General features: G+C 67.5%; 18 protein-coding genes and 1 pseudogene. 7 read left to right on the top strand and 12 right to left on the bottom strand.

From position 1 onward, the window contains the following. Positions 1-53 precede the first annotated feature (53 nt). The 6 genes and pseudogenes from ABZ562_RS00605 to ABZ562_RS00580 all read right to left on the bottom strand — a co-directional run bounded on the left by ABZ562_RS00605 (position 54) and on the right by ABZ562_RS00580 (position 7149). Entirely contained in the window at positions 54-629 is a 576-nt protein-coding gene (locus tag ABZ562_RS00605; RefSeq protein WP_361471898.1) for a hypothetical protein, read from the bottom strand. Beyond that, positions 626-2023, bottom strand: a complete 1398-nt coding sequence (locus ABZ562_RS00600; protein ID WP_361471895.1) for a hypothetical protein — start codon at positions 2021-2023, stop codon at positions 626-628. Before ABZ562_RS00600 ends, ABZ562_RS00605 begins: the two co-directional genes overlap by 4 nt. Then, on the bottom strand, positions 2020-2829 hold the full coding sequence (locus tag ABZ562_RS00595; protein WP_361471892.1) for an ABC transporter ATP-binding protein: 810 nt from the start codon (positions 2827-2829) through the stop codon (positions 2020-2022). Before ABZ562_RS00595 ends, ABZ562_RS00600 begins: the two co-directional genes overlap by 4 nt. Positions 2830-3143: 314 nt before the next feature. Beyond that, positions 3144-4445, bottom strand: coding sequence for a discoidin domain-containing protein (locus ABZ562_RS00590; protein ID WP_361471889.1), 1302 nt, complete (start codon positions 4443-4445; stop codon positions 3144-3146). A gap of 419 nt (positions 4446-4864) precedes the next feature. Continuing rightward, positions 4865-5767: pseudogene (locus ABZ562_RS00585) on the bottom strand (non-reducing end alpha-L-arabinofuranosidase family hydrolase); the annotation flags it as partial. A gap of 416 nt (positions 5768-6183) precedes the next feature. Next, entirely contained in the window at positions 6184-7149 is a 966-nt protein-coding gene (locus ABZ562_RS00580) for a glycoside hydrolase family 6 protein (RefSeq protein WP_361471887.1), read from the bottom strand. A 427-nt stretch (positions 7150-7576) separates the two neighbouring features. Between ABZ562_RS00580 and ABZ562_RS00575 the strand changes: the two genes are divergently transcribed. Next, the gene (locus ABZ562_RS00575) at positions 7577-8590 is read left to right on the top strand and encodes a LacI family DNA-binding transcriptional regulator (RefSeq protein ID WP_361471884.1); all 1014 of its coding nucleotides are present in this window, start codon (positions 7577-7579) and stop codon (positions 8588-8590) included. A gap of 66 nt (positions 8591-8656) precedes the next feature. Here the strand turns inward: ABZ562_RS00575 and ABZ562_RS00570 are convergent, their stop codons facing one another. Beyond that, positions 8657-10561 (bottom strand): HAMP domain-containing sensor histidine kinase, encoded by a 1905-nt coding sequence (locus ABZ562_RS00570; protein WP_361471881.1) that lies wholly within the window; start codon positions 10559-10561, stop codon positions 8657-8659. Further along, positions 10524-11318: a response regulator transcription factor gene (locus ABZ562_RS00565; RefSeq protein ID WP_361471878.1), complete on the bottom strand. Its 795-nt coding sequence runs from the start codon at positions 11316-11318 to the stop codon at positions 10524-10526. Before ABZ562_RS00565 ends, ABZ562_RS00570 begins: the two co-directional genes overlap by 38 nt. Before the next feature lie 248 nt (positions 11319-11566). Here ABZ562_RS00565 and ABZ562_RS00560 point away from each other — a divergent pair, with 248 nt between their 5' ends. From ABZ562_RS00560 to ABZ562_RS00535, 6 genes are all read left to right on the top strand, one after another. Continuing rightward, positions 11567-12448, top strand: a complete 882-nt coding sequence (locus tag ABZ562_RS00560; RefSeq protein WP_361471875.1) for a M20/M25/M40 family metallo-hydrolase — start codon at positions 11567-11569, stop codon at positions 12446-12448. Positions 12449-12499: 51 nt separating this feature from the next. Next, entirely contained in the window at positions 12500-13927 is a 1428-nt protein-coding gene (locus ABZ562_RS00555) for a M1 family metallopeptidase (protein WP_361471873.1), read from the top strand. A gap of 144 nt (positions 13928-14071) precedes the next feature. Further along, on the top strand, positions 14072-14632 hold the full coding sequence (locus ABZ562_RS00550; RefSeq protein WP_361471870.1) for an RNA polymerase sigma factor: 561 nt from the start codon (positions 14072-14074) through the stop codon (positions 14630-14632). Next, positions 14629-15447: a zf-HC2 domain-containing protein gene (locus ABZ562_RS00545; RefSeq protein WP_361471867.1), complete on the top strand. Its 819-nt coding sequence runs from the start codon at positions 14629-14631 to the stop codon at positions 15445-15447. Before ABZ562_RS00550 ends, ABZ562_RS00545 begins: the two co-directional genes overlap by 4 nt. Before the next feature lie 20 nt (positions 15448-15467). Further along, positions 15468-16277 carry an ABC transporter ATP-binding protein gene (locus ABZ562_RS00540; RefSeq protein ID WP_361471864.1) on the top strand — a complete coding sequence of 270 codons (810 nt, stop codon included), beginning with the start codon at positions 15468-15470 and terminating at the stop codon, positions 16275-16277. Positions 16278-16630: 353 nt separating this feature from the next. Beyond that, complete coding sequence (locus ABZ562_RS00535) at positions 16631-16885, top strand: hypothetical protein (protein WP_361471862.1); 255 nt, start codon at positions 16631-16633, stop codon at positions 16883-16885. Between the two features lie 66 nt (positions 16886-16951). Here ABZ562_RS00535 and ABZ562_RS00530 read toward each other — a convergent pair whose 3' ends face one another. From ABZ562_RS00530 to ABZ562_RS00515, 4 genes are all read right to left on the bottom strand, one after another. Then, positions 16952-18853: a condensation domain-containing protein gene (locus ABZ562_RS00530; protein WP_361471859.1), complete on the bottom strand. Its 1902-nt coding sequence runs from the start codon at positions 18851-18853 to the stop codon at positions 16952-16954. Positions 18854-19061: 208 nt separating this feature from the next. After that, positions 19062-20096, bottom strand: coding sequence for a glycosyltransferase family 4 protein (locus ABZ562_RS00525; RefSeq protein ID WP_361471856.1), 1035 nt, complete (start codon positions 20094-20096; stop codon positions 19062-19064). A gap of 363 nt (positions 20097-20459) precedes the next feature. Then, positions 20460-21089: a glycosyltransferase gene (locus ABZ562_RS00520; RefSeq protein WP_361471854.1), complete on the bottom strand. Its 630-nt coding sequence runs from the start codon at positions 21087-21089 to the stop codon at positions 20460-20462. Between the two features lie 505 nt (positions 21090-21594). Further along, positions 21595-22707 carry a nucleotidyltransferase family protein gene (locus tag ABZ562_RS00515; RefSeq protein WP_361471851.1) on the bottom strand — a complete coding sequence of 371 codons (1113 nt, stop codon included), beginning with the start codon at positions 22705-22707 and terminating at the stop codon, positions 21595-21597. Positions 22708-22720: the final 13 nt, after the last annotated feature.

The raw sequence follows: 22720 nt of genomic DNA, 5'->3' as shown, positions 1-22720 counted from the left end.
GTATCCCGGCGAGAGCACGTCGCGCACCACGACGGTGAGTTCGCCCGGACCGGCTACCGTCTCGGTCCCGCGACGGCGTAGGCCGTGGTGCCGACGATCGTGAGGACCAGGGCTGTCCAGGTGCCCGCCGCCGTGCCGGGTGGCAGCAGCATCCAGGACGCCACCTGCGTCGGCACACTCGTCGGAGGCGGGGCGAAGAACGAGAACGAGAGCCAGACGAACGGCAGCGTCCACGCGTACTGTCCCCCGCACACCGCCGCCCCGACGGCGGCGAGCCCCATCAAGCCCGCGCTGTCGCGCACCACGAACGCGGCGGTGGCCAGGTCATTTCCCGCCGCCTGCACCGCCAGCGGCACCACGGCGACGACCGCGCCGGCGAGCAGCACGTGCACCGCCCTGCGGGGCACCCAGCGGATCGCGGCCGTCCGGTCCAGCGCGAGGTCCTGCCCGCTGAGCCCGATCGACAGCGCCATCGCTCCCACGGCGAGGACGAGCGCGGGCAGACGCGGATCGCCCGGCCCCTCGCTGCCGTCCCGAACGAGTGCCCACACGGTCACCGTGCTGATCACCACCGCGGCCAGTGACGCGGACACCTGACGCGAGCGCGCGTACAGCATCAGCCATCTCACCTGTGTGCACCCCCGGTCAGCGCGTCGAGTGCGTCTCCCTCGCAGGAGATCGCGGCGGCGCGCATCGCGTTGATCCGCGAGAGCTGCTCGGCCCGTGGCAGTACTTCGAGGTCCTGCCACACCGCGCGGGCCTGGGAGTCGATCTCGCGCCGCGATTTCGGTGGTCCCTGACCGGGCATCGTATTGAGGTGGCCGAGGACCCAGCCCACCGCGACGGTTCGCGCGATGTCCTCTCCCCCCGCGCCGCCGAAGCCGACGGGGACACACCCTGGCACCATGCCTTTGGCGATCAAAGCCCAGGTCAGCTCCTCGCCCTTCGCGGCGGCGATGATGTCGTCGTCGAAGTCGAAGAGCACGTCCTCGCGGGACCACCGCGGCGTGGAACCCTCGGGCTGTACGGCGGTGTTCTCCCGGACCGAGACCGGCGCCTGGCTCCCCAGGACGCCGTGCAGCAGGCGCAGCGCCTTTGTGCCGTGACGCGTGAGGTCGGTGAGTCGTTCCTGGTGCATCCTGGACACGCATACCGGACCATCGCACACCAACTCCGCGGCGTCCTTGTCGAGGACATACATCCGGCGCGGGTCGGAGGGGAGGACGAGCAGGGCGACGGCCGCGCCCGCCAGGGCGGGCGTCAGGGCGAGCAGCCGGGTGCGCGGTGTCGCGGCGACCAGCAGCGCGAAGCCCGTCGCGGCCAGGCCGAGCAGCCAGATCGTCTGCCCGACGTGCACGGCGGCGGAGAGCGTGACGAGCGCGTGGCGCACCTCTTCCACCTCCGGTGACAGCAGCGAGACCCGGTTCGGCTCCGAGATCGGGAAACCCTCCGCCGTCTCCGTCCGCGTCCGGCCCAGCGACATGCGCATGAGGGCCGTGAACGCGAAGGCGCTCATGGTCAGCAGTGGCGGGGTGAGGGCGGACGGCAGGGCGCGCCCGGCCCCCATGCCCAGCACGGCTCCCGCGACGAGTGAGAGTGCCCCCACCAACGAGATCGGCAGCCATCCGAGGTGGGTGTACTCGGTGTTGGCGAGTATCTGGACCGCGCCCACGAGGACGAGCACCACGAACGCCGAGGCCAGGGTGATCGCCATCGTGCCCGCCTGTGTGGCGGCGCGGTGCCAGGCGGGACGCGATGTGGTCGTCAGCAGCTCGGATGTCTTCGAGCGGTGATCGCGCAGCCCCTGCAACGCGCCGAGCCCCACGGCCAAGGGCCACAGGCAGAACAGCAAGGTGCGGGTCCACAGGGCCAGGGGCGTCCACTGGGCCGTCCACGCCGTGGTGCCTTTCCACCACTCTCCGTCCAGCAGGTACAGCAACGCCAGCGCGCTCGTCAGGACCACGGCTCCTGCCCAGGGGGCGACGGAGCGCTTCAGCTCGGTTCGCAGGACACGCGCATTCACCAGGCGCCCCTTCCCCGGCCCGGGCCCTCCAGCAGCGCCGAGTAGCCGCGCTCCAACGGGCTGTCGCCCACGTGCTCGGGGCCGCCCGCCGCGGCCAGCTCGTCCGGGGTGCCCTGGAAGACCAGTCGGCCCTCGGCGAGGAGCACCACGTGGGTGCAGGCGGCGGCGACGTCCTCCACCAGGTGGGTCGAGACGACCACGCAGGTGTCCGTGCCCAGTTCCTGCAGCAGCTCGCGGAAGCGCAGCCGCTGCGCGGGGTCCAGGCCGGCCGTGGGCTCGTCCAGCAGCAGGATCGACGGGTCGTTGACGATGGCCTGGGCGATGCCCACCCGCCGCACCATGCCACCGGACAGGGTCTTCATCCTCTCGTCGGCACGGTCGGCCAGGCCCACCCGCTCCACGGCGCGCTGCACCGCAGCGGGGATGTCCGCCTTGGGCACTTCCTTCAGCCACGCCATGTACTCGACGAACTCACGGACCGTGAAGCGCTTGTAGTAGCCGAACTCCTGCGGCAGGTAGCCGATCCGGCGGCGCAGCGCGCGGTACTCGCCTCTGCCGCCCGCGGACTTGCCGAGCAGCTCCAGGGTGCCCTCGGCGGGGCGCAGTACGGTGGCCAGCGCCCGGATGAGGGTGGTCTTGCCCGCCCCGTTGGGACCCAGGAGACCGTGTACGCCGGTGCCCAGCGACAGGTCGAGCCCGTCGACGGCCATGTGGTTCCTGCCGACTCCGACCTTCAGCCCGGTGGCCCGGATCTCCCAGGCGTAGGCCGTCGGTGCGATGTCGGCCGCGCTCGCCGCGAGCGTCATCGGCCGTGGCCGGCCACGAGGCCTTGACCGCGCCCGCCGGGCAGACCCGGCAGGTGCAGTACGTGTCTCAGCTCCGGCGCGAGGCGCCGGACCTTCCTCGTCCGGCTCGGCCGGTGCCTTCCTCACTGGTCTCACACCCTCTAGACGCCGGGTGGTGGCAGCGGGTTTTCGGTCGGCTGTGATCTCCGTCACTCCGGTAACGCGACCGACCAGGTCATCCACGGGCCGCACACAATGGCCTCGGCTCACCGGCTTCGACGTCCATCGACGGAGCGCTCCAGCAGCGGGCCGCGGAGCGCTCCGGGTGACCTGGTTCAGAACGGGCAGGTGTCCATCCAGCGCGTGACCAGGGAGGTGTTGTTCTTGTCGGCGTCACGCACGGCATCGCACAGGAACGAGCTGAAGCGGGTGTCGGCGCGTAGCCAGCGGCTGAGGAACGACACGATCCACTTGCCCTGCTTGTCCTTGTTGCCGTACCCGGTCATCGGGCAGAGGTGGTCGCCGGGAACCTCGATGTAGAGTTTCTCGGCCTGGGTCATGGAGTTGTACCAGGGCAGCGCATACCTGCTGCCGGGCGCGGCGACATCGCTTTGACAGGTGAGGAAGAAGGTGGGCTCGGTCACCCCGGAGAAGTTGGGGCTCGTGTGGTACGGGGCCGTGGGTACGCCGGCCTTGAAGCGGGGATCGTCGCGGAGGGCCGCCATGACACCGCCGCCGCCCATCGAGTGACCGACCGCGCCGAGGGTGCCGTTGAGCTTGCCGGAGACCGGGTTGCCGGTGGCGTTGCCGAGCGCGAGCAACTGGGTGCCGGCAGCGCTGATCTGGCGGCCGCGCGATTCAGGATCGTCGGTCAGCGTGTTGGTGCCGACGTTGATCACGACGAAGCCCCAGGAGGCGAGGCGGGGTGCGAGCCATTGCAGGTTCTGCTGGGTGCCCTGATAGCCGGGCATCAGCACGACGCCCGGATATGAGCCCGTGGCCGTGGGGTAGGTGATGGTGCCGGACCCGTATCCGCTCGGGTTGGGAACGGTGTAGGCAGCGGTGGACAGCGGCCCGTTCGTGGCCTCCAGCGAAGCGGTTGTCGGGTTCGGTATCCCGTCTCCGGGGGACGTGCCGCCGCTGGATCCGTATACCTGGAACTCCCACAGCGAGTAGCCATAGGGGGTGCCGCGCTGTGTGCCGTAGACGCGGACGTACCGGCCACTTCCGTTGACGTCGAGGGTCTGCACACCGCCGGTGCCGGTGGTGGTCGAGTGGATGGCGGTCCATGTGGTGCCGTCGTCCGAGGTCCGGATCTGGAATGCCCGGGCGTACGCGGCTTCCCAGCGCAGGACGATTCGGCTGATGGTGGCGGTGGTGCCCAGATCGACACCCAGCCACTGAGGGTCGCTGAACTGGCTCGACCAGCGGGTCGCGGTGCTGCCGTCCACCGCCGCGGACGCCGGGGTTGACGTGTTCTCGGTGGACGAGGCGGTCGCGGGTTTGCCCTGCGACAGCAACTCGGCCGCCTGCGCGGTCTTGCCTTGGGACAACGGCAGGGCAGTGGCCGTCGGCGATGTAGAGACGGTCAGCAGGGCCAGGGCGATGGTGGTGGCCAGGGTGATCAACAGCATCATGGCACGGGATCTGGTCCCTAAAGGCCACGTCGCGCAGGACGGACAACGGGGTGAGCGCATCAGGTTACCTCCGGTAGAACGCGCAGGTGCATTCCGGGAAACGCAGTGCGCCCACACCGTAGGCTCCGCGGCATCTACCGTGAAGCGATTCCTTTGCCGAGCGGGAGGATAAATAAATGACTGGTACGCATCAATACCCCTCACCGGAGATCGCCAATTATGCGGGAGGACCAGCCTGGATGACGCCGCGGTTGCCGAACGCTAGCCAGCGGGAGAAGTCGTTGAACGCCCGGCCTTGAGAAGTGCTTCTTTCCCCGCGACCAACAGGATTCTCGACAACCCCTGTCGTTGCGGGGGCAGAAGCACTTCTCGCGTCGGCGATCAAGCCTCGGGGCAGCTCACCCGATGAAAGCGCGAGGTCAGCGCTGCAGGGTAAGGACGCCCGGCCGCCAGGGCAGTTGGTCGTAGGGGCCGCTCGCGGAGGGGGATTTGCCCTGGTAGAGGAACTGCAGGTTGCAGGGGTCGATGGTCATGGTCTGGTCGGGGTTGTTGCGGACCAGGTCACCGTGGCTGATGTCGTTGGTCCACGTGGCACCACTGTTGGCCTTGCCCGCGAAGGGGTTGCTTTCGCTGCTGGCCTGCGGAGTCCACGAACCGCTCAGGCTGGAGGCCGTGAACGAGCGGAAGTAGCGCCCACGCGCACCCATCGCCTCCACGATCATGAGGTACTGGTTCTGGTCCTGAACCTTGTAGACCTGAACCCCCTCGAACAGGTTGTTCGTCGAGTCGCTCATGACCGTCGTGTACGACGAGCCGAAGTTGCCCGGGAAGTTCCCGATCGGCATGCTCGCCCGGTAGATCTTGCCGTTGTCACCGGCGAAGAACAGGTACATGTTCTGGCCGTCACCGATCAGAGTCTGGTCGATGGGGCCGGTGCCGGAGCCGGAGATGCTACCGGTGAACAGCGGCTGCGGAGAGGACCAGCCATTGGGGTTGGTGGGGTCGCTCGACGTGCGGTAGATGAAGGGCCACGCACCCCACTGGTACGCCAGCACCCAGATCTTCTTGGGTGCGAAGTAGAACAGCGTGGGCGCCACCGCGGACTGGCCCATCCCGGTCTGGCCGGCCGACGCCATGTCCGACCAGTTCGTGAAGGGACGGAACCCCATCGAGCCGTAGGACGATCCCGACACGTTCGACGCGTAGACCAGGTGCTTGCCGTTGTACACCACGTTGGTGAAGTCCTTGAGCGAGACCCACCCGTTCGACGGCTGCGCCAACACACCCGTCGACGTCCACCGGTACGTCGACGGAAGAGAACACGCGCTGGTGGCCGCCTGGGCCGGGCCGGCGACCAGCGTCGCCGCCAACGAGGCCAGGGCCGCGACCGAGGCGCCGAGCATCACAGACAGACGTTTGCGGCTGAAACTTCCTCTGCGCATGAGGACCTCTTGATTCTCGAGTAAGCGATTCCGGTGGGCCTCGTCAGAGGCCGTCCGGACGGGTTCGTCGAGCAGCGGAGAATGCGGGCGTGGCCCGGAGGTGTCCTGCTGAGCGAGTGGAGCACTGTGCTCTGTTCGCGATATCGAACAGGTGTCGAAGTGTCGAGCAATCCGGATAGTAGGGGATCGGTGGGCGGCGTCAATACCTCTCGCAAGCCGATCGAATGGCCGGGCTGGGCGGATGGACAGCCGCCCCCGGACAGATCGCGATCGGGCCGAGGTGTTCGGCTCGTGGATCAGTAGCCGTAGATCATCTTGTAGGCGGCCTCGGGGAGGAACTGTCCGGCCGAGGAGCCGGCTCCGACGCCGCAGTTGCCGTCGGATTCGCCCGGGGTCTTGATCCACAAGAGCATCTCGGCGCCTCCGCCCAGCTGGGTGGGGGTGCCGATACGGCGGCCTGAGGGGTTGCACCACTGACCGTTGGAGCCGTTGCCGTTGCGGCTGGTGTCCACCACGAACGGCTTGGTGTAGCCGTAGCGGGCTTTGAGTTCATTGTTGACGGCGTTGCCGTAGGCGGTGTTCTCGTTCGTGGTGAAGTAGTTGGAGACGTTGAGGGAGAAGCCGTGGGCCTGCCGGAGGCCGGCTTCGTGGAGGCGCCGGGCCATGGTTGCCGGGTCCGCCCAGCCCGGGTTGCCGGCGTCGAGGTAGACCCAGGTGTTGGGGGCCTGGCGGTTGAACTGGGCGAGGGCGCCGGTGAGCATGCCCTCGCGTTCGTCGATCTGAGCCTGGGTCATGCAGCCGTAGTCCCCGAGGGAGTCCGGTTCGAGGATGACGACCGCCGGTCGGTTGGCGATCCCGCCGGCGAACTGGGCGATCCAGGACGCGTAGGCGGACGGCGAAGCGGCCCCACCCGCGGAGTGCCCGCCGCAGTAGTCGCGGTTGTAGATGTTGTAGGCGACGAGGAGGGGCAGTTTGTCCCTGGAGTCCGCGGCGCCCGCGTAGGCGCCGGCAGCGGTGCCGATGGTGCCGCTCCAGGAGCCGAACCAGCGGGCCATCGGGGTGTTGGCGATGGAGGCGTTGATCGCCGACGCCCGGCCGTCGCCGGGGTTGGCGGCGGCCCAACGCTTCGCGCTGGAGTCGGGGTCCACGTAGAACCCGCTGGTCATGGTGGTCGGGTCGGCCGCGTGGGCGGACGGTGCGATGGCCAGCGCCAGCGGCAGAGCGAAGAGCGCTGCCATCAGGGCGCGGAGTCCGTGGCGCATGACTGTACCTCGGTTTCCTGACAGGGATGTGTCGCACGCTCTCGGTCACGAGCGAGCGACGCGCTGAGGAAGTGCGGTGGTACAACGCCCCCTTGCGCCGGCGACTCTCCGGCAAGGACGACAGGGCCGAAGGTCGGCAGCGAGCAGTGAGGGCACTCCGATTGGGAGCGCTCCCAACGGCACTGAGAGCACTTGAGGTGCGGCCCGTATCGTGTTGCGGGCTGGTCAAGCTGTCAAGGGCCGACGTACAACTCGCCCTTCACAGAGCGGAAGCAAGGCCCTACAGTCCCACAATTGGAAGCGCTCCCAACCTTCCGGTCTCTGAGGGCTCCGTACCCGTCCCCCGTCGCCCACTGGGCGGGTGGCAGCGGCATGAGCCGGAAGTGAGACGCATCCCGTCCGATCGAGAGGGAAGGGCTCATGACTCATGACCGAAGACGCGCCGCGCCGGCAGCCGACGCTCGACGAGGTGACCGAACTCGCCGGCGTCTCCCGCTCCGTGGCGTCCCGCGCGATCAACAACGCGCCGCACGTCAGCCGCGCCAAACGCGAGGCGGTCGAGCGGGCCGTCCGGCAACTCGGTTACGTACCCAATCCGACCGCCCGTGCCCTGGCCACCCGCCAGACAGGGTCGGCCGCCCTGGTCGTCTCGGGAGAGGATCCGTCGATCTTCGCGGATCCGTTCTTCGCCCAGGTGATCGTGGGAGCGTCGGCTGCCCTGGAGGAGGCCGACCTGCATCTGATGCTGTGCCTGGCCGCTTCCGACCGGAGCCGCAAGCGGGTGCGGGAACTCCTTCGGTCCAAGGGTGCTGACGGCGTGATGCTGATGGCGCTGCGTGAGGGCGATCCGGTGGCTCGTATGGCCGAGGAGGCGGAGATGCCCGTGGTGTTCGGCGGACGCCCGGTCGGTACGGCTCCCCGGTGGTACGTGGACGTCGACAACGTCGGTGGAGCGCGCGAGGCAACCGAGTACCTGGTCTCGCGCGGCCGGACCCGGGTAGCCGCGATCTGCGGGCGTCTGGACACCGAGGTCGGACGCGCCCGGTACCGCGGCTACCGGGACGCCATGCTGGCGGCCGGCCTTGGTCCGTTCCCGCCGCAGGAGGGGGACTTCACCGAGCCCAGCGGGGCCGCCGTCATGGCCGCACTGCTGGCGAGCCACCCCGACGTGGACGGGGTGTTCGCCGCCAACGACAACATGGGCGTGGGAGCGCTGCGCGCCGTGCGCGAGGCAGGCCGACGGGTCCCCGCGGACGTCGCGGTGGTCGGCTTCGATGACCTGGCCGTCGCCCAGATCGCCGATCCGCCCCTCACCACCGTCCATCAGCCCATAGCGGCTTTGGGCCGGGAGATGGCGCGTATGCTCGTCGCGCTCATCAGCGGACAGGACCCCACCCCGCTGATCCTGCCCACCCGCCTGGTCACTCGCGCCAGCACCTGATGGGCCTGTTCTCCCGCCTCTGGCCGCACCGGCCTGAGCATCGCCCGGCCGGGGGCATGACGCCTTTCACCGGCGTGCCGGTGCTGTCGGCGGTGCCGGAGGCGGCACCCGGGGCAGGCGGATGGTGAACACCGAGCCCTCGCCGAGGGTGCTGCTCGCCGTCACCGTGCCCCCGTGTGCCTGTACCAGCTTGCGCGCAATGGACAGGCCCAGACCGCCGCCGCCGGTCCGACGGCAGCGCGACTTGTCGGCGCGCCAGAAGCGGTCGAAGACATGGGGCAGGTCCTCGGCGGCGATTCCGGAGCCGGTGTCCGCGACCTCGATCAGCACCTCGTCACCGGCCTGGTGGGCGCGCAGAAACACGGCACCGCCGGACGGGGTGTGCCGGAGGGCGTTCGCCACCAGGTTGCCGACCGCCTGGTACAGCCGTACCTGATCGGCCTCGATGACCAGGCCGTCGCCGGGGATTTCCGAGCGGAGGGTGACACCCGCGTTCTCCGCCCTCGAGCGATGGGCCATCGCCGTATGGGCCAGCAGGTCCGCGATGTCGACCTCAGCGAGGTTCAGCCGCAGCTCTCCCGCGTCGGCCGCGGACAGATCCCGCAGGTCGTCGATGAGGTGCTGGAGGTGCAACGCCTCTTCCAGCAGCGAGGACACCAGCAGGTCGCCCTGCGGCACGACACCGTCCTGCGCGCCCTCCAGCCAGCCGCGAATATTGCTCAGCGGGGTGCGCAGCTCATGTGCCACATCGCTGACCATGTCCTTGCGCACCGCCTCCAGCTGGTCACGCCGTCTGGACATCGCGTTGAACGCCGAGGTGAGGCGGCCCAGTTCGTCGTTGCTGGTGACCGCCACCCGCGCGCCGGGCTCCCCCTCCTCCATGCGTCGCGCCGCATCGGTCAGCGCGTGCAGCGGCCTGACCAGCCGTAACCCGGCGAGCGTGGTGGCGGTGACGGTGACGAGCAGCACGAGGACGGCGCCGCCGGCGATACGGGCGCGGTTGCCCGCGGACAGGTCGAAGAACGTCGTGGCGCTCCGGCCGGGGCTGGTGACATACAGCGCCGCCGTGGGGGCGACATACGGTGCGAGCTGCTGGGCGCGGCCACTGGCCAGGCATGAGGTGACCAGTGAGCCATCTGCGTTCCCGGCACCACGCGACTCGGAAGGCGTCTTCTCCGGGAGGCCGGGACGCAACCCCGGCCGCGGCACGGCACGTGGTGTCCCCTGGTCGTCCAGGGCGAGCTTCACCTCGGCCGCGTGGCGCCGGGACAGGCAGGTGTTGACGAGGGCGTTGAGCGCGACCAGCGCCCTGGCCTCGGTCGGGGTGAGGGACTCGAGCGTCGTGGAGTCACAATGCGGGACCTCCGGCATCCGGGAGGCGCCGCTCTCCACGCGCGACCGCCCGCTCGGGGCCTCGACCACGGTCATCTCCTGGCCGAGGGCGGTCCGCAGGCACTCGGCCTGGCGTCGTGCCGCCCGGCGCAGCCTCGTGCGTTCTTCCTCGCTGAGCCGGAACGGCCCGACGGCGCGCGGATCGATCCGGGCGGAGGCGGAGTCCGAGAGCAGCTCGGGGCTCGCCGCCAGCGGGTCGATGGCGGCCGTCGCCTTGTCGGGCGGCCGGTAGGGGAGGTCCGGGGCGGGTTCGGAGTCGGCGATCCGCCGACCGTCCTCGGTGATGACGATACGGTGCCCGGTCTCCCGGGCCAGGGCGCGTACGGTCGGGCCCACGCCGTCCCAGCGCGGATGGCGGGCCGCGTAGCCGAGCAGGCGGTAGTAGATCCGGGTGTCGTCCGCGAGGGCCTGGCCCCGTTCCTCGTCGATGGCCACGACGGTCGTCCGCACGGCCAGCCATGCGGTCGTGGCGATCGAACACACGGAGACCAGCACGGATACGGCGAGCAGGCGCAGCAGCAGGCTGCGGCGCAGCGGTACGTCACGGCGCACGATGGGCTTCTCCGTCGTCGGCGGCATCCGTGATCACATCGGCCGCCGCGTCCGCGGCCGCATGTGCCGCCATGTCCGCGGTCCGACGTGCCGTGACGTCGACGATCTTGTAGCCGACGCCGTAAACGGTGACCAGGAAACGGGCCCGGCGCGGATCGACCTCCAGCTTCTTGCGAAGGTTCATCACATGCACGTCGACGGACCGTGTGGTGACGTACCGGTCGAAGCCGTGCAGCCGCTCCAGGATCTGCGGGCGGGTGAAGACGTGGCCGGGGCGGGCGGCCAGCATCTGCAGCAACCGGAACTCACCGGGTGTGCAGTCCACCGGCCGGCCGTGCATCGACACCTCGTACCGGGCGGGGTCGACGGTCAGGGGCCCGACGGTGAGCACCGGCTCCGTGCCCGTCGCGGCCGTGACGGCGGAGCTGCGCCGCAGCAACGAGTGGATCCGGGCCATCAGCTCGCGGGGGCTGAACGGCTTGGTCATGTAGTCGTCGGCGCCGATGCCCAGGCCCAGCAGCAGATCGTCCTCGGTGGCGCGGGCGGTCAGCATCAGCACCGGCAGGGTCGATTCCGCGCGCAGCACGCGGCATAAGTCGAGGCCGTCCACGTGGGGCATCATCACGTCCAGGACGAGCAGATCGGGCGGCTGCCGCCGGACCTCCGCCAGCGCGGCCCGCCCGTCGTGGGCGACCGTCACCCGGTGGCCCTCGTTCTCCAGATAACGACGGACCAGTTCGGCCTGCTTCCGGTCGTCCTCGGCGACGACCACGTATGCGCACATGGCGGCGAGTGTAGAAACTCGGGCGGCAAACGGACCGAGAAACTCCAGTCTTCACCAGGGCGCGGGCGATGGCGACGTCGGTTCACCCCGGACAGCTGATGCGGCCGCCGCTTCGTCCGCTCGGACCTTTACGTCTCCTTCCTGTCATTCAAAGCTGACAACAACCTCACATTCCGCATCCATCGTGATCTCCGGCCCCCGGAGACCCGGGCTCTCCCCTGTTGCCGCCCGCAAGGAGATCCGTACCGATGCACCCAACGTCCCGTCTGTACCGCTCGAGCGTGGTGCTCGCGCTGTGCGCCGCCCTCGTGGGCGCACCCGCCGCCGCAGCCGAACCCGCCGCCCCGGCCCCACCCGTCATCACCGCGGACCAGGTCATGCCGCATCTCGACGCCCTGCAGCAGATCGCGGACCGTAACGGGGGCAACCGCGCCCATGGCACCCCCGGCTACCGCGACTCGGTGGCCTACGTGAAGGCCGCGCTGGACCGGGCCGGATTCCGTACCGCCTTGCACCGCTTCACCCGTGACGGCGTCACCGGCTACAACCTCATCGCGGACTGGCCCGGCGGCGACCCCGAGCACGTCGTGTTCGCCGGAGCGCACCTGGACAGCGTGCCGATGGGGCCCGGTATCAACGACAACGGCTCCGGCTCCGCCGCCCTGCTCGCCACCGCCCTACAAGTGTCCAAGGCAGGTCTCACGCCCGACCGCCATCTGCGGTTCGCCTGGTGGGGCGCCGAGGAGGGGGGCTTGGTGGGATCCCGCGCCTATGTGAAGGATCTGTCGGCCGCCGACCGCGAACGGATCGACGTCTACCTGAACGTGGACATGGCCGGAACCACCAGGGAGAAACAGCTGTGGCTCGTCGTCGATGACGATCCCGCGGCGACCGCGGCGTTCAAGGACTGGTTCGCGGCCCGGGACCTGCCCACGTTCGACATCGGCATCGGCGGCAGCGACCACGTCTCGTTCGATGAGGCCGGCATCCCGGTGGGCGGTTTCGCCACGGGGGTCGACGACTGCATACACGAAGCGTGTGACCGCGTCGAGAACGTGAATCCGCGCACCGAGACCCTCAGCACCAACGCCCTCATCAACGCGGTCTGGCAACTCGCCGCGCGCCACTGACCCCGTCCCCGGGCCATGCCCTGGACACCTCCACTCCGAAGGAACAACCGCATGCCCGCACGCCGGACCCGCCGTCGCCGCGCCACCACCCTCGCCACCGCCGTGGCCGCCGGCATCGTGTTCACCGCCCTGCCCGCCTCCGCCGCCCCGGGCGGCCCCGGCGCCGGGGACCCGTACTACCCCGACGACGGCAACTCCGGTTACGACGTCAGCCAGTACGACGTGCAGGTGGACTACGACCCGGCCCGCCCCCGCCACTTGGCGGGCGACACCACGGTCCAGGCCGTCGCCACACAGGACCTGGACCGGTTCCACCTCGACCTGGTGGGCTTCCAGGTCAGCTCCGTCACCGTGGACGGCACGCCCGCCCGCGCCGTCACCCGCGAGGGCGCCCACGAACTCGTCGTCACCCCCGCCCAGCCGCTGGCGAAGCACACGCGCTTCTCCGTCCGCGTCCGCTACTCCGGCGAACCGGTCGGCGAGGGCTGGCACACCCTCGCCGACGGCGGCGCGAGCGCGGCCGGTGAACCGCACGCCGCCACGGCCTGGTACCCGGCCAACGACCACCCCTCGGACAAGGCCACCTTCCGACTCACGGCCACCGTCCCCGAGGGCTGGACGGTGGTGGGCAACGGCAGGCAGGGCGACACCACCAGCGGCGGTGGCACGACCACCTTCCGCTGGTACGAGGACCGGCCGATGGCCACGTACCTCAGCACCATCGCCATCGACAAGTTCACCGTGCACACCTCGAAGCTCTCCGACGGCACGCCCGTCGTCCATGCCTACAGCCCCGGGGCCGTCGTCAACCCGGAGTCGGAGGCGCTGCTGCCGGAGGTCGTCGATTTCCTGGCCTCGAAGTTCGGCCCGTACCCCTTCTCCTCGGCCGGGGGGATCGTCATCACCGGCAACGATGACGAGGGCCCGCTGGCGCTGGAGACGCAGAGCCGCCCGACGTATCAGGGGGCGTTCTCCGACAACTCCATGGTCCACGAGAACGCCCACCAGTGGTTCGGGAACAGCGTCTCCCTCGCCGATTGGCGCAACGCCTGTCTGGCCGAGTGCTTCGCCCAGTACGCCAACCAGCTGTGGGAGGAGAAGACCGGGGCCGACCTGGACAACGGTTTCTACCGCGCGATGCTGGAGGAGAGCGAGGCGGACCCCGGCTTCTGGTCGACCAGGCTCTACGACCCCGGCAAGGGCCGCGAACTGCACCATGTCCTGTACAGCAAGGGTCCCATGATGCTGCACGCCCTGCGCCGGACGGTCGGTGACCAGGCGTTCTTCGGCACCTTCAAGCGCTGGCAGCGCGACCACCGCTACGGCAACGCCTCCTGGCCGCAGTTCGAGGCGCTCGCCCAGGAGGTGTCCGGCAAAGACCTCACCGGTTTCTTCGACGCCTGGGCACACGGCACCACCGTCCCGCCGGAGAAGTACCTCCTCCCGGGCTCCCTCGGCTCCCTCGGCTCCCTCGGCTAGAAGGGCCACGGCGGCTCATGTCGCGGCGCGGTGGACTGTGAGGGTCCGGACTTCGCCGTCGGCGCGGGGCTTGTGGGGACCCGGCATGTGACGGGGGTCACGGCGGAGGGAAAACCTGGCGCCCGTGCTCGACGTCTTCCGGATGTGAGATCAGTCAGGAAGACATCGGGCGAACCGGACGAGGAGCATCTCGTCCGGCTGGTGGCCAGAGGTGACCGCGCCGCGTTCGAGGAACTGTACCGGCGTACGTCGCCGTGGATGGCGGTGCGGCTGCGGCGCCGCTGCGCGGACGAGCAGATCGTCGCCGAGGTCATGCAGGAGACGTATCTGGCGGTGTGGCGCGCGGCGGGTGCGTTCATCGGGACCGCGGCCGGGGGAACCGCCGTCGGCTGGCTGTGGACGATCGCGGCGCACCGGCTCGTCGACGCGTTCCGGCGCCGGGCCCACCACGCGGAGCCACCGCCCACGGCTGCCCCGCGGTCCGTGGCGCCCGCCGCCGAGGAGGAGGCGCTCGCGGCGACCGTCGGTGGTGAGGTCGGCGACGCGCTGCGGCGCCTCGCTCCGGAACTCCGACAAGTACTGCAGGCCATGGTGCTCGACGGGCTGTCCGTCCGGGAGACCTCCGTCTTGCTGGGATTGCCCGAGGGCACAGTCAAGACCCGTGCCCGCCGGGCCCGGATCGAGATGCGGAAGGCGCTGGCATGAGTGTGGAACACGCGTCGATTCGGATCATCGACGGTTACACGCGCGGCGACACGGACCTCGCCGCCGACGAGGTGTGGGCCCTGGAGGCCCACCTGGAGGCGTGCCGGGTGTGCCGTGACCGGCTGGCGGCCTCCGTCACGGCACAGGCGCCCGCCGTCGAGGCGCTGGTCGGCACGGTGTGGTCCGGCCTCGAACCCCAGCTCGCCGGCACCGCCCCGGTACCGCATCGACGGCGCTGGTCGGCGCGGCTGTCCACGTGGATGACGCCCGTGATGGTGCCGTGGTTGGCCATGGTCGTGGGGGTGACGCTGCTCGCGTTGCTGCTCGACCTGGCCGACACCGACTCCGGCGAGGTGTCGCTGGTGCTGCTGTTCTCCCCGGTCCTGCCCGTGCTCGGCGTCGCGGCGTCGTGGTCGCGCGGTCTGGACCCGGCGTACGAGCTGACGGCCTCCGCGCCGAGGGCGGGACTGTACCTGGTGCTGCGGCGTACCACGTCCGTGCTCGCCGTGGTCGTCCCCGCCTTGCTGCTGGGCGGATGCGTGACGGGGGTGATGGTCGCGCAATGGCTGCTGCCCTGTCTGGCCTTCACCTCGACGACCCTGGCGCTCGGCGGTGTCGTCGGTGTGACCCGCGCCGCCGCCTGGCTGGTGGCCGGATGGGCCGCTGTGGTCGTGGCACCGACACTGGCTGCCGGCCGTACGACCTTCGCCCTGGCGACGGACGGTCTGCCTGTGTGGGGGCTGATTCTCGCGCTCGGCATCGGTGTCGTGATCGCCCGCAGGGGCGCCTACTCCGTGCTGGGAACCCATCGTTGACCACGTGAAAGGAAAACCACATGATGCCCGGGGCGAGCGCGGCCGACATCGCACCGACGACCTACGCCTGGGAGATCCGGGCCACCGGACTGAAGGTCAGAGTCGGCAGGAACCACATGGCCGTCGACGGGCTCGACCTGTCGCTGGGCACCGGCGTACACGGTCTGCTCGGCCCCGGCGGGGCGGGCAAGACCACCCTCATCCGGGCGCTGGCCACCGTACTGCGCCCCGCCGAGGGCACCCTGGAACTGCTCGGCGAGTCCGTCGGCGACCTGAGCGAGCACCGCGCTCTGCGCCGCCGGATCGGCTACCTCCCGCAGGAGTTCGGCTACTACAGGCGCTTCACGGTGCGCGAGTCCGTCGAGTACATGGCGTGGCTGAAGGGGGTTCCCGGAGCGGACATCCCCGGGGCCGTGCAGCGCGCCGTGGAACGGGTGGGCCTGGCCGACCATGGCGAGGAGAGGATGAAGGCCCTGTCGGGCGGCATGGTGCGGCGGGCCGGGATCGCCCAGGCCATCGTCAACGATCCGGTCATCCTGCTGCTTGACGAACCGACGGTCGGCCTGGACTCGGCGCAGCGGCTGCGCTTCCGCGAGCTGCTGCAGGAACTGGGCACGGACACCTGCGTGGTCGTCTCGACCCACCTGGTGGAGGACGTCGCCGCCGCCTGCACCCACGTGGTGCTCCTCGCCGAGGGCCGACTGGTCTTCCAGGGCACCCCGGACGAGCTGGCCGCGGCGGGCGGCCCCGAGCACGCCGGTGCCAGTCCTCTGGAGCGTGGCTACTCGGCGCTGCTACAGGGCCCCGGCAAGCTCGGAGGATCTTGGTGAACCTGCGCATCCTGCGAATCGAGCTGAAGCGTTCCATCGCCCCGTGGGCCGGAGTCGCGGCCCTCACGTGGCGCCGGCCTTCTTGTACCTGACATCCGGCGAGGATGTTCCGAACCGCGCTCGCGCTATTCGCCCCGCGCCCGGCATCCGTTCGCCCGGATACGAGGGTCGGGGCGGCAGCGACCGGATGGCAGAGCGAAACCACAGGGTGTCCGAGGACGCCGGCGTCATTCCCCTCATCGCAGCGCGTTCGGGAAGCAACCTTTCCCGCCGCACGGCGTCCTGCACAGTGTCACGCTCGGAGGCTACCTCCGGGCGTGCGGCCAGCAAGAATCGTGAAAGGCGGTGCTGTCATGCTGAACCCTTCCTTCTGTCTGGACGTCCCGGACGGCTTCGACGACTCGGAGGCAGAGACCGGGGTGCACGCGGTGGCCCGAAAACTCTTCCTCGGATCCAGCCCCGCTCAGGTCTTCTCAGCAGCACACACCTGGGTGAGTGAGAACGATGTCCGCATTGCGGATCTGTCCTGGGACTTCCTTGACGGTGAGGTCGAGCCTCACTGCCTGAGTATGTATTTCACGTTCGAATCGCGACCTGCGGAAGGTTGAGAGCGGGGCGACAGCACCGTCATGCGCTCCGGTCGGCCGTAATGGAGCAAGCGCAGCCGGCACATGTCAGCATTCGTTGCTCACGCGCTTCACGCAGAGCTCCGCCACCGCTCGCAGCGGCCACGGCCCCATCAGATCGTCCGGGGTGGGGCCCTCGAATCCCAACTGGTTCAGCTGCTTCATCACTGCCGGCGCCATGACGGCGCTTCCTCCCTGCTGGATGTACGAGCAGTCCATGTCTACCGAGGCATCACCCCGAGCGATCTCCAGAGCTGCCGCAAGCGCTTCGTAGCCCGCTCCCCCGGCCTGCTTCTCCGGTCCAACGGGGACATCCGCTGCACCTGCGGCGTTGCCGGACGCCGTGGTCCCAACACCTGTCAGAGAACCGGACTCCGGCAACTCATCGCACCACACGAACTCGTGCGGACACATCAGGTCCGCGTTCTCACGCAGCGAGGCCAGGACGTGTGCGCGCACCTGGTCCTGCCTGCTCGGGTCCCCGACGAGTCGAGCCACGAGGGTCCGACCCTCCGATGGGCGCTCCACGACGCTGACCAGGGCAGCCTCGATTCCGTCCACCGAACTGACGATGTTCGCCAACTTGGCTGTATTGACCCAACTGTGATCGACATGGGCCCACCTCTCGTCGTAGGACGAGGCCGGTAGCCCGAATCGGTCGACCACATCCGCGACGGTGGCAGTCGCCAGATCCGGCTCATCCGCCCAGGCAACGAGGAACTGCTCCATCGCTGTCAGCATCTTCTCGATCTGATCTTGCTCAATCACGGACCGGTGAGCGATGAGATCCAGGTGTACCTCTCCGTTCAGCGCGGAGCTTCTGAGGCAAAGGTCGGTGTACTCGTCGCGCCACAGGCACTCAAGGCGCTTCATCGTGCTGCTCGGCCGCTCTCCTGCCGTCCGCTCCGTGGAGACTGGGCCACGCAGATTCCGCTCAAACCGGCCACCACAGTTGAGAACCGTGCCCAACCGGATCGACAGACCACGATCTGCCTCGATTCTTGCCTTACGGTCCCGAAAGGAAAGGTAGGAGTATTGCGCGTGCCGAGTTGCAACGAGAATGCGCTGCTTGGTTTCGGCCATCACTTCACTCATCGTTACTTGCGAGAGTATGTGTACCGACAGCAGCGCCTCCTGGAAGAAGCAGCCAACAGACTGACGTACCTCCTGGAAGCGATTTGAGAAATTCATCCTGAGGGTAGCTCTTGAATTTCCAGACAGAGCGGAAATCGCCACAGTAAATACAGCGGACAGATAATTCGTGACACTGAAACCTGAATTTTTGGAAAGTTTCCGCAGTGCCGAAAAAAGAGCGGGCGACTGGAGAACTACCCTATGATAGCAACTCTCGACATCCTGCCGCGGATCAACAGTCGCGGCGAAGCGAAATCGGGGGAATTGAGCAGCCGGGGAAGATGACAGGACATTCTCGCAATACCGCATCGCCCGCTCATGCGCGGGGGCGCGTCCAGTCGATTGCCGGCGCGCGACGGCGAGCGGCTGCATGTTCACTTTTTGATCATCTGTCGAGGATGAAATTTTCTCGTGCGAAACACTCAGATATCCTGTCAGTTCCGCCGCGATCCGATCCACACTGGTTCCGTCCACGGCGATGTGGTTCAGCACCAGGATGACCGTGGCCACGCGCCGATCCTTAAAGGTGAGACCTACCCTCAAAGGAAGTTCCACGGCCTGATCCATGGGCGGGGCAAAAAGAGCATGGAAGACGGCATCAATGTCTTCGATTTCATTACCGTCTCGACAGAACGGGGTGGGAGTCTCGAACTGATCGAGCACCAACTGAAAAGGCGCACCGGACTGGTCTGTCGGGTAGATCGTACGCAATGCCTCGTGCCGGTACATCAGATTCCGGACAGCGGCAATAACCAGTTCTTCCGGAACCCCCGGATCCGGCATTCGCAGGATCAGTCGAATCTTCGCACTGTCCACGATGGGAAGTGGCAGGTGATATTGATACCAGTACATCTCTTGAGACCACATCAGTGGCCCCCGGAGACCGGCGCCTGGCGGCGGCGTAGTTTTTTTGGTTTCCACACAGATTTGCCGTGACGTCATCGCAATCCTTCCCCGATCCACGCAACGGGCCTGCGCTTGAATTGCTGCGCGACCGAGTGCGCAACCAGTTCCACATTCGGCGTCACGTGGTAATCCGCTCGATGAGCCGGCGTACTGCCTCGTCCACTTTGCGTGGAGTGTATCGCTCCTCATACAGGCTTCTGGCATGCTCCGCGAGGGAGCGACGCTGGTTTCCGTCCACGAGTAACTGAGCTACCGCGTGAGCGAATGCCTCGACATCGTCCTCAATCCGAAGATGCACTCCGTTCTCGGCCGCCAACCCCTCACACCCGACACTTGTCGAGACGACAGGGACGCCGCTGGCAAACCCCTCAAGGATCTTGATCCGGGTGCCGCCGCCCACACGCAACGGAGCGATCATCACGTGCGCCCGGTCAAGATAAGGTCTCATGCGCGGCACTTCACCGACGACTTCTACACCAGGTGTCGATCCGAGATCTCTCACGGCCTGCGAGGGCTTTCCGACCAGCAGCAATCGAGCTTGTGGGTGCCTATCACGGACGCGCGGCAGAATATCTCGGACGAACCAGATCGCCGCGTCCTCATTAGGCGGCCATTCGTGCCACCCCTGGAACATAATAGTGTCGCCCGCACCGTAGGTTCGATTCCTCCTTTCTTGGCCGGCTCCCTCATCAGGCAGATAGGTGTTAGGAATCACGGTACTGTTATCGAAGGCCAACTTGGCTGCGTCCAGCTCGCTGGTGAACACCAGCATGTCGGCTCCTGCGGCAACCTCGGCGTGTGCGGCCCTGAGGCGATTGACTTCGGACTGTTGCGCCTCGAACTCAGCAGTGCCCAATGTGCTTCGTGTCGGACTCTTCCCGAGACGCAACCAGCGTTCCAGAAGCACGTCCTCCAGGTCATCCACATCCACCACGGCTTTTCCATTCGTCAGGCCGCCGGCGATGTGCCACAAGCGTTCCCTGTCGTACCAAACCACGTCGTACAGCTCGTCGCCTGCCCACTGCGGCAAGGCTTCCGCGAGCAATGCTCTATTCCGGGGAGTGTCGTAGGCGTCCTCCAGGAAGAGGACCTTGCGGAACGGGCCAACCGGTGGGTCGGTCTCCACCGGTGGCGCCCCCTTGAAGCGGAACACGACCAAATCGACCGTCCCGAGCCTGGCAAGAGCTTCGGAAGCGGCCCTGATGCGACGGGCCCCTCCCGTGGCCGCCCAGGGCCGCGTGCCGGTGATTACCAAAAACCTCATTACTTGCGCTCCTGGTGACGAAGAGAGTTTCGGCCGGCGGCTTTCGGATACACCCAATCCAAAGCAAGACCGGTTTTTTCTGTTGCACTGGTCACTACCCATCACCCCGCGGTTGAGAGACGCCGCCAGGCTCGCAGAAGGTCCTCCCTGAACAAAGAAACAGAGATCTGCCGACCGACGGTCTCTGCCAGCTCCTCACCTTCTTGACGTACATCGACACGGGCGAGACGCCGCACCACATCGGCGAGTCCATCAGCCGTTCGATTGAAGCGCAGTTTCTCGGGGAAGTCTTGCGGCCTCCACGAAGGGCGAATCAGGAATGACAGTGACCACTCCGCTCAACGCCGCCTCAAGCGGAGTGATGCCCAAGGTTTCGTACCTGGAAGTACATGCAAAAATAGCTTGTCTCCGCAGTGAAAGAAAAAGGGAATACAGCTCGCTCTTCGCAACCCTTTCCGTAATCATGAAGCTTTCGGCATACCGGACAGACACCCTTCCCCCGAGCTCTTTTCGCGAGATATCGTCGAATTCCCCGCCTCCAACGATAAGCAACTTCACCGGAACGCCGCTATCCATCAATCGCACACCAGCCTGCAGAAGCAGGTCGACATCCCTGAACACATCCAGTCGCGCCACGGCCGTAAACAAGACAAGACCGGCCGATTCGAGGAAGGAACACAGCTGTCGAGGAATCGGGCCGCCCGGATTTTTGTCCGGATTGACCGGCGGGGTCACCTCCACGATCTTCGCGCAGTCCACACCCTGCTTTACGAGGTATCCACGCTGGAGCCTGGAGTGCTGTCTGACGCGCATGCCGGCCGCGGTCCTGACCGCCCCGATCCCCTCCCTCTGCTGCTTCCTGATGTGCAGTGCTTTCTCCATTCCGCCAAAAGCCTCCAGAGCGGCGCCGACCGAGAATTGTTCCGCGAAGTCATCGAAAAATGGACCGTGGTGCGTGACGCACCCGCAAGGTAACTGGGGTGAAATCTTGCCATGACGTCCGTCTGATAATAGAGAGCGGGATATGGTCGCTTCACGTCTCTCCGGGAGGTCAACTCCACCACTGCCCGAGCAAGGAGCGAGCGGATCACCTCTTCTCGCATTTCAAACTGGAACCGCATTATCACGCAATCTATTCCGCCCCTCGTTGTTGAACACAACGAGGGCTCCTCCAGCCCCTCCTTCCTGCGGTAGAGAATCATCCCTACGAAAATGCCAGCCGCCCTGAAGCATTCCATTGCTTCGATAGCGAAAGACGTCGCACCCACCGCAGCCGGCTCATCGCGACGCCCTGGAAGATATCTGTCGTTCAACACGAGAATCGCCGGCGACAGTTCTCCAGCCAAAGGCATTCTTCCTCCAGATTCCGACTGGCCAGTGTGCCGCACTACAGGCTCAGTGGGCGACGCAGGCGTTGCGCCATAGTGCCCGGCAAAACGCCGGATGTGCCATCCGGAATCATGGAGGTGGCGAGCCACTCCGGGGTAGCCTCGGATTGCAGGTCCAGCTCGGCGGTAATCTCGGAGCCAAACAGCGCGTCAGTGTGGGCAACTACCCAAGCCGTCGGCTGAGCCAAGTCGAATCGTTCAATCGTGTGGCTGGTTTCGGCGCGCTCGGCAGGGCGAAGCCGATGCCATTCGGTGACCACATCACCGAACTGGGACAGCGTCAACGGCTTGCGAGAAGCGATGCGAGTGAGCCACCCCTCACGGAACAAGTGGAGGCAGGTGAACAAGAAGGCGTACTGCGGGAGGAGAGCGTATAGCTGCTGCCCAGGGCCGGTTTCGACGCTGCGCAGTTCTGCCAGAACCTCCTCCATTGGCACCTGCCAGGAACTGGTGTGCCAGGTGAGGCTGTTCGCGACGTCGACGGCGATGTACGGGACCACCGGGTCCGGGCCGAGTCGGTAGTAGTGCGGAAGGTGATCCGGAGAAAGCTGATAGACGCGCAACGCTGCCTTCGACTGCGGCACCAGGGTACGGGTGGTGGCATCGTAACGGGAGTGCCGGCTGTAGCCAGAGGCGGTGAGCACCTCGTCGACCGTCTTACGGTGCCGCGGGTGAATCATGAGGTCGATGTCGTCGAACAGCCGGGCTCCGGAGCTTTCGTGAAGGGTGTGGTGGGCCACCACACCCTTGGTCCAGGCTCCGGTGACGTTGGCGTCACGGAGTACCCCGCCGAGGCGCTGTGCTTCTTCGGTCAAGATCGCTGCGCGATGCCGTCCCGCATTGCAGTGGATGTCCAACTGGCCGAGCAGCCGATGTGGAACGGCACGGCGCAAGCCGTGGACTTTCAGGAAGTCGGCCAAGGCTGCCAGCAGGCGGTGACGTACCGCGTTCCCGATCAGTCCTTCGAAGTCGAAGCCCGGGGTGGCAAGGAGCGGCATGACGCGCTCCCGTCCGTCGGGGATCGCGCGGGCCGCTGCGACGGTGATCAGCACGTCCCAGATCGTGTCGGACATGTTTACCGGGGCCGGCCCCGCATCGAGGGTCGTGCTCATCGTGAATGCGATT

It is taken from the genome of Streptomyces sp. NPDC019937 (genome assembly GCF_040631655.1).
In the GTDB taxonomy this organism is placed as follows: Bacteria; Actinomycetota; Actinomycetes; order Streptomycetales; family Streptomycetaceae; genus Streptomyces.
The sequence above is the reverse complement of the archived record's forward strand: the minus strand, read 5'-3'. Positions and strand labels throughout refer to the sequence as shown.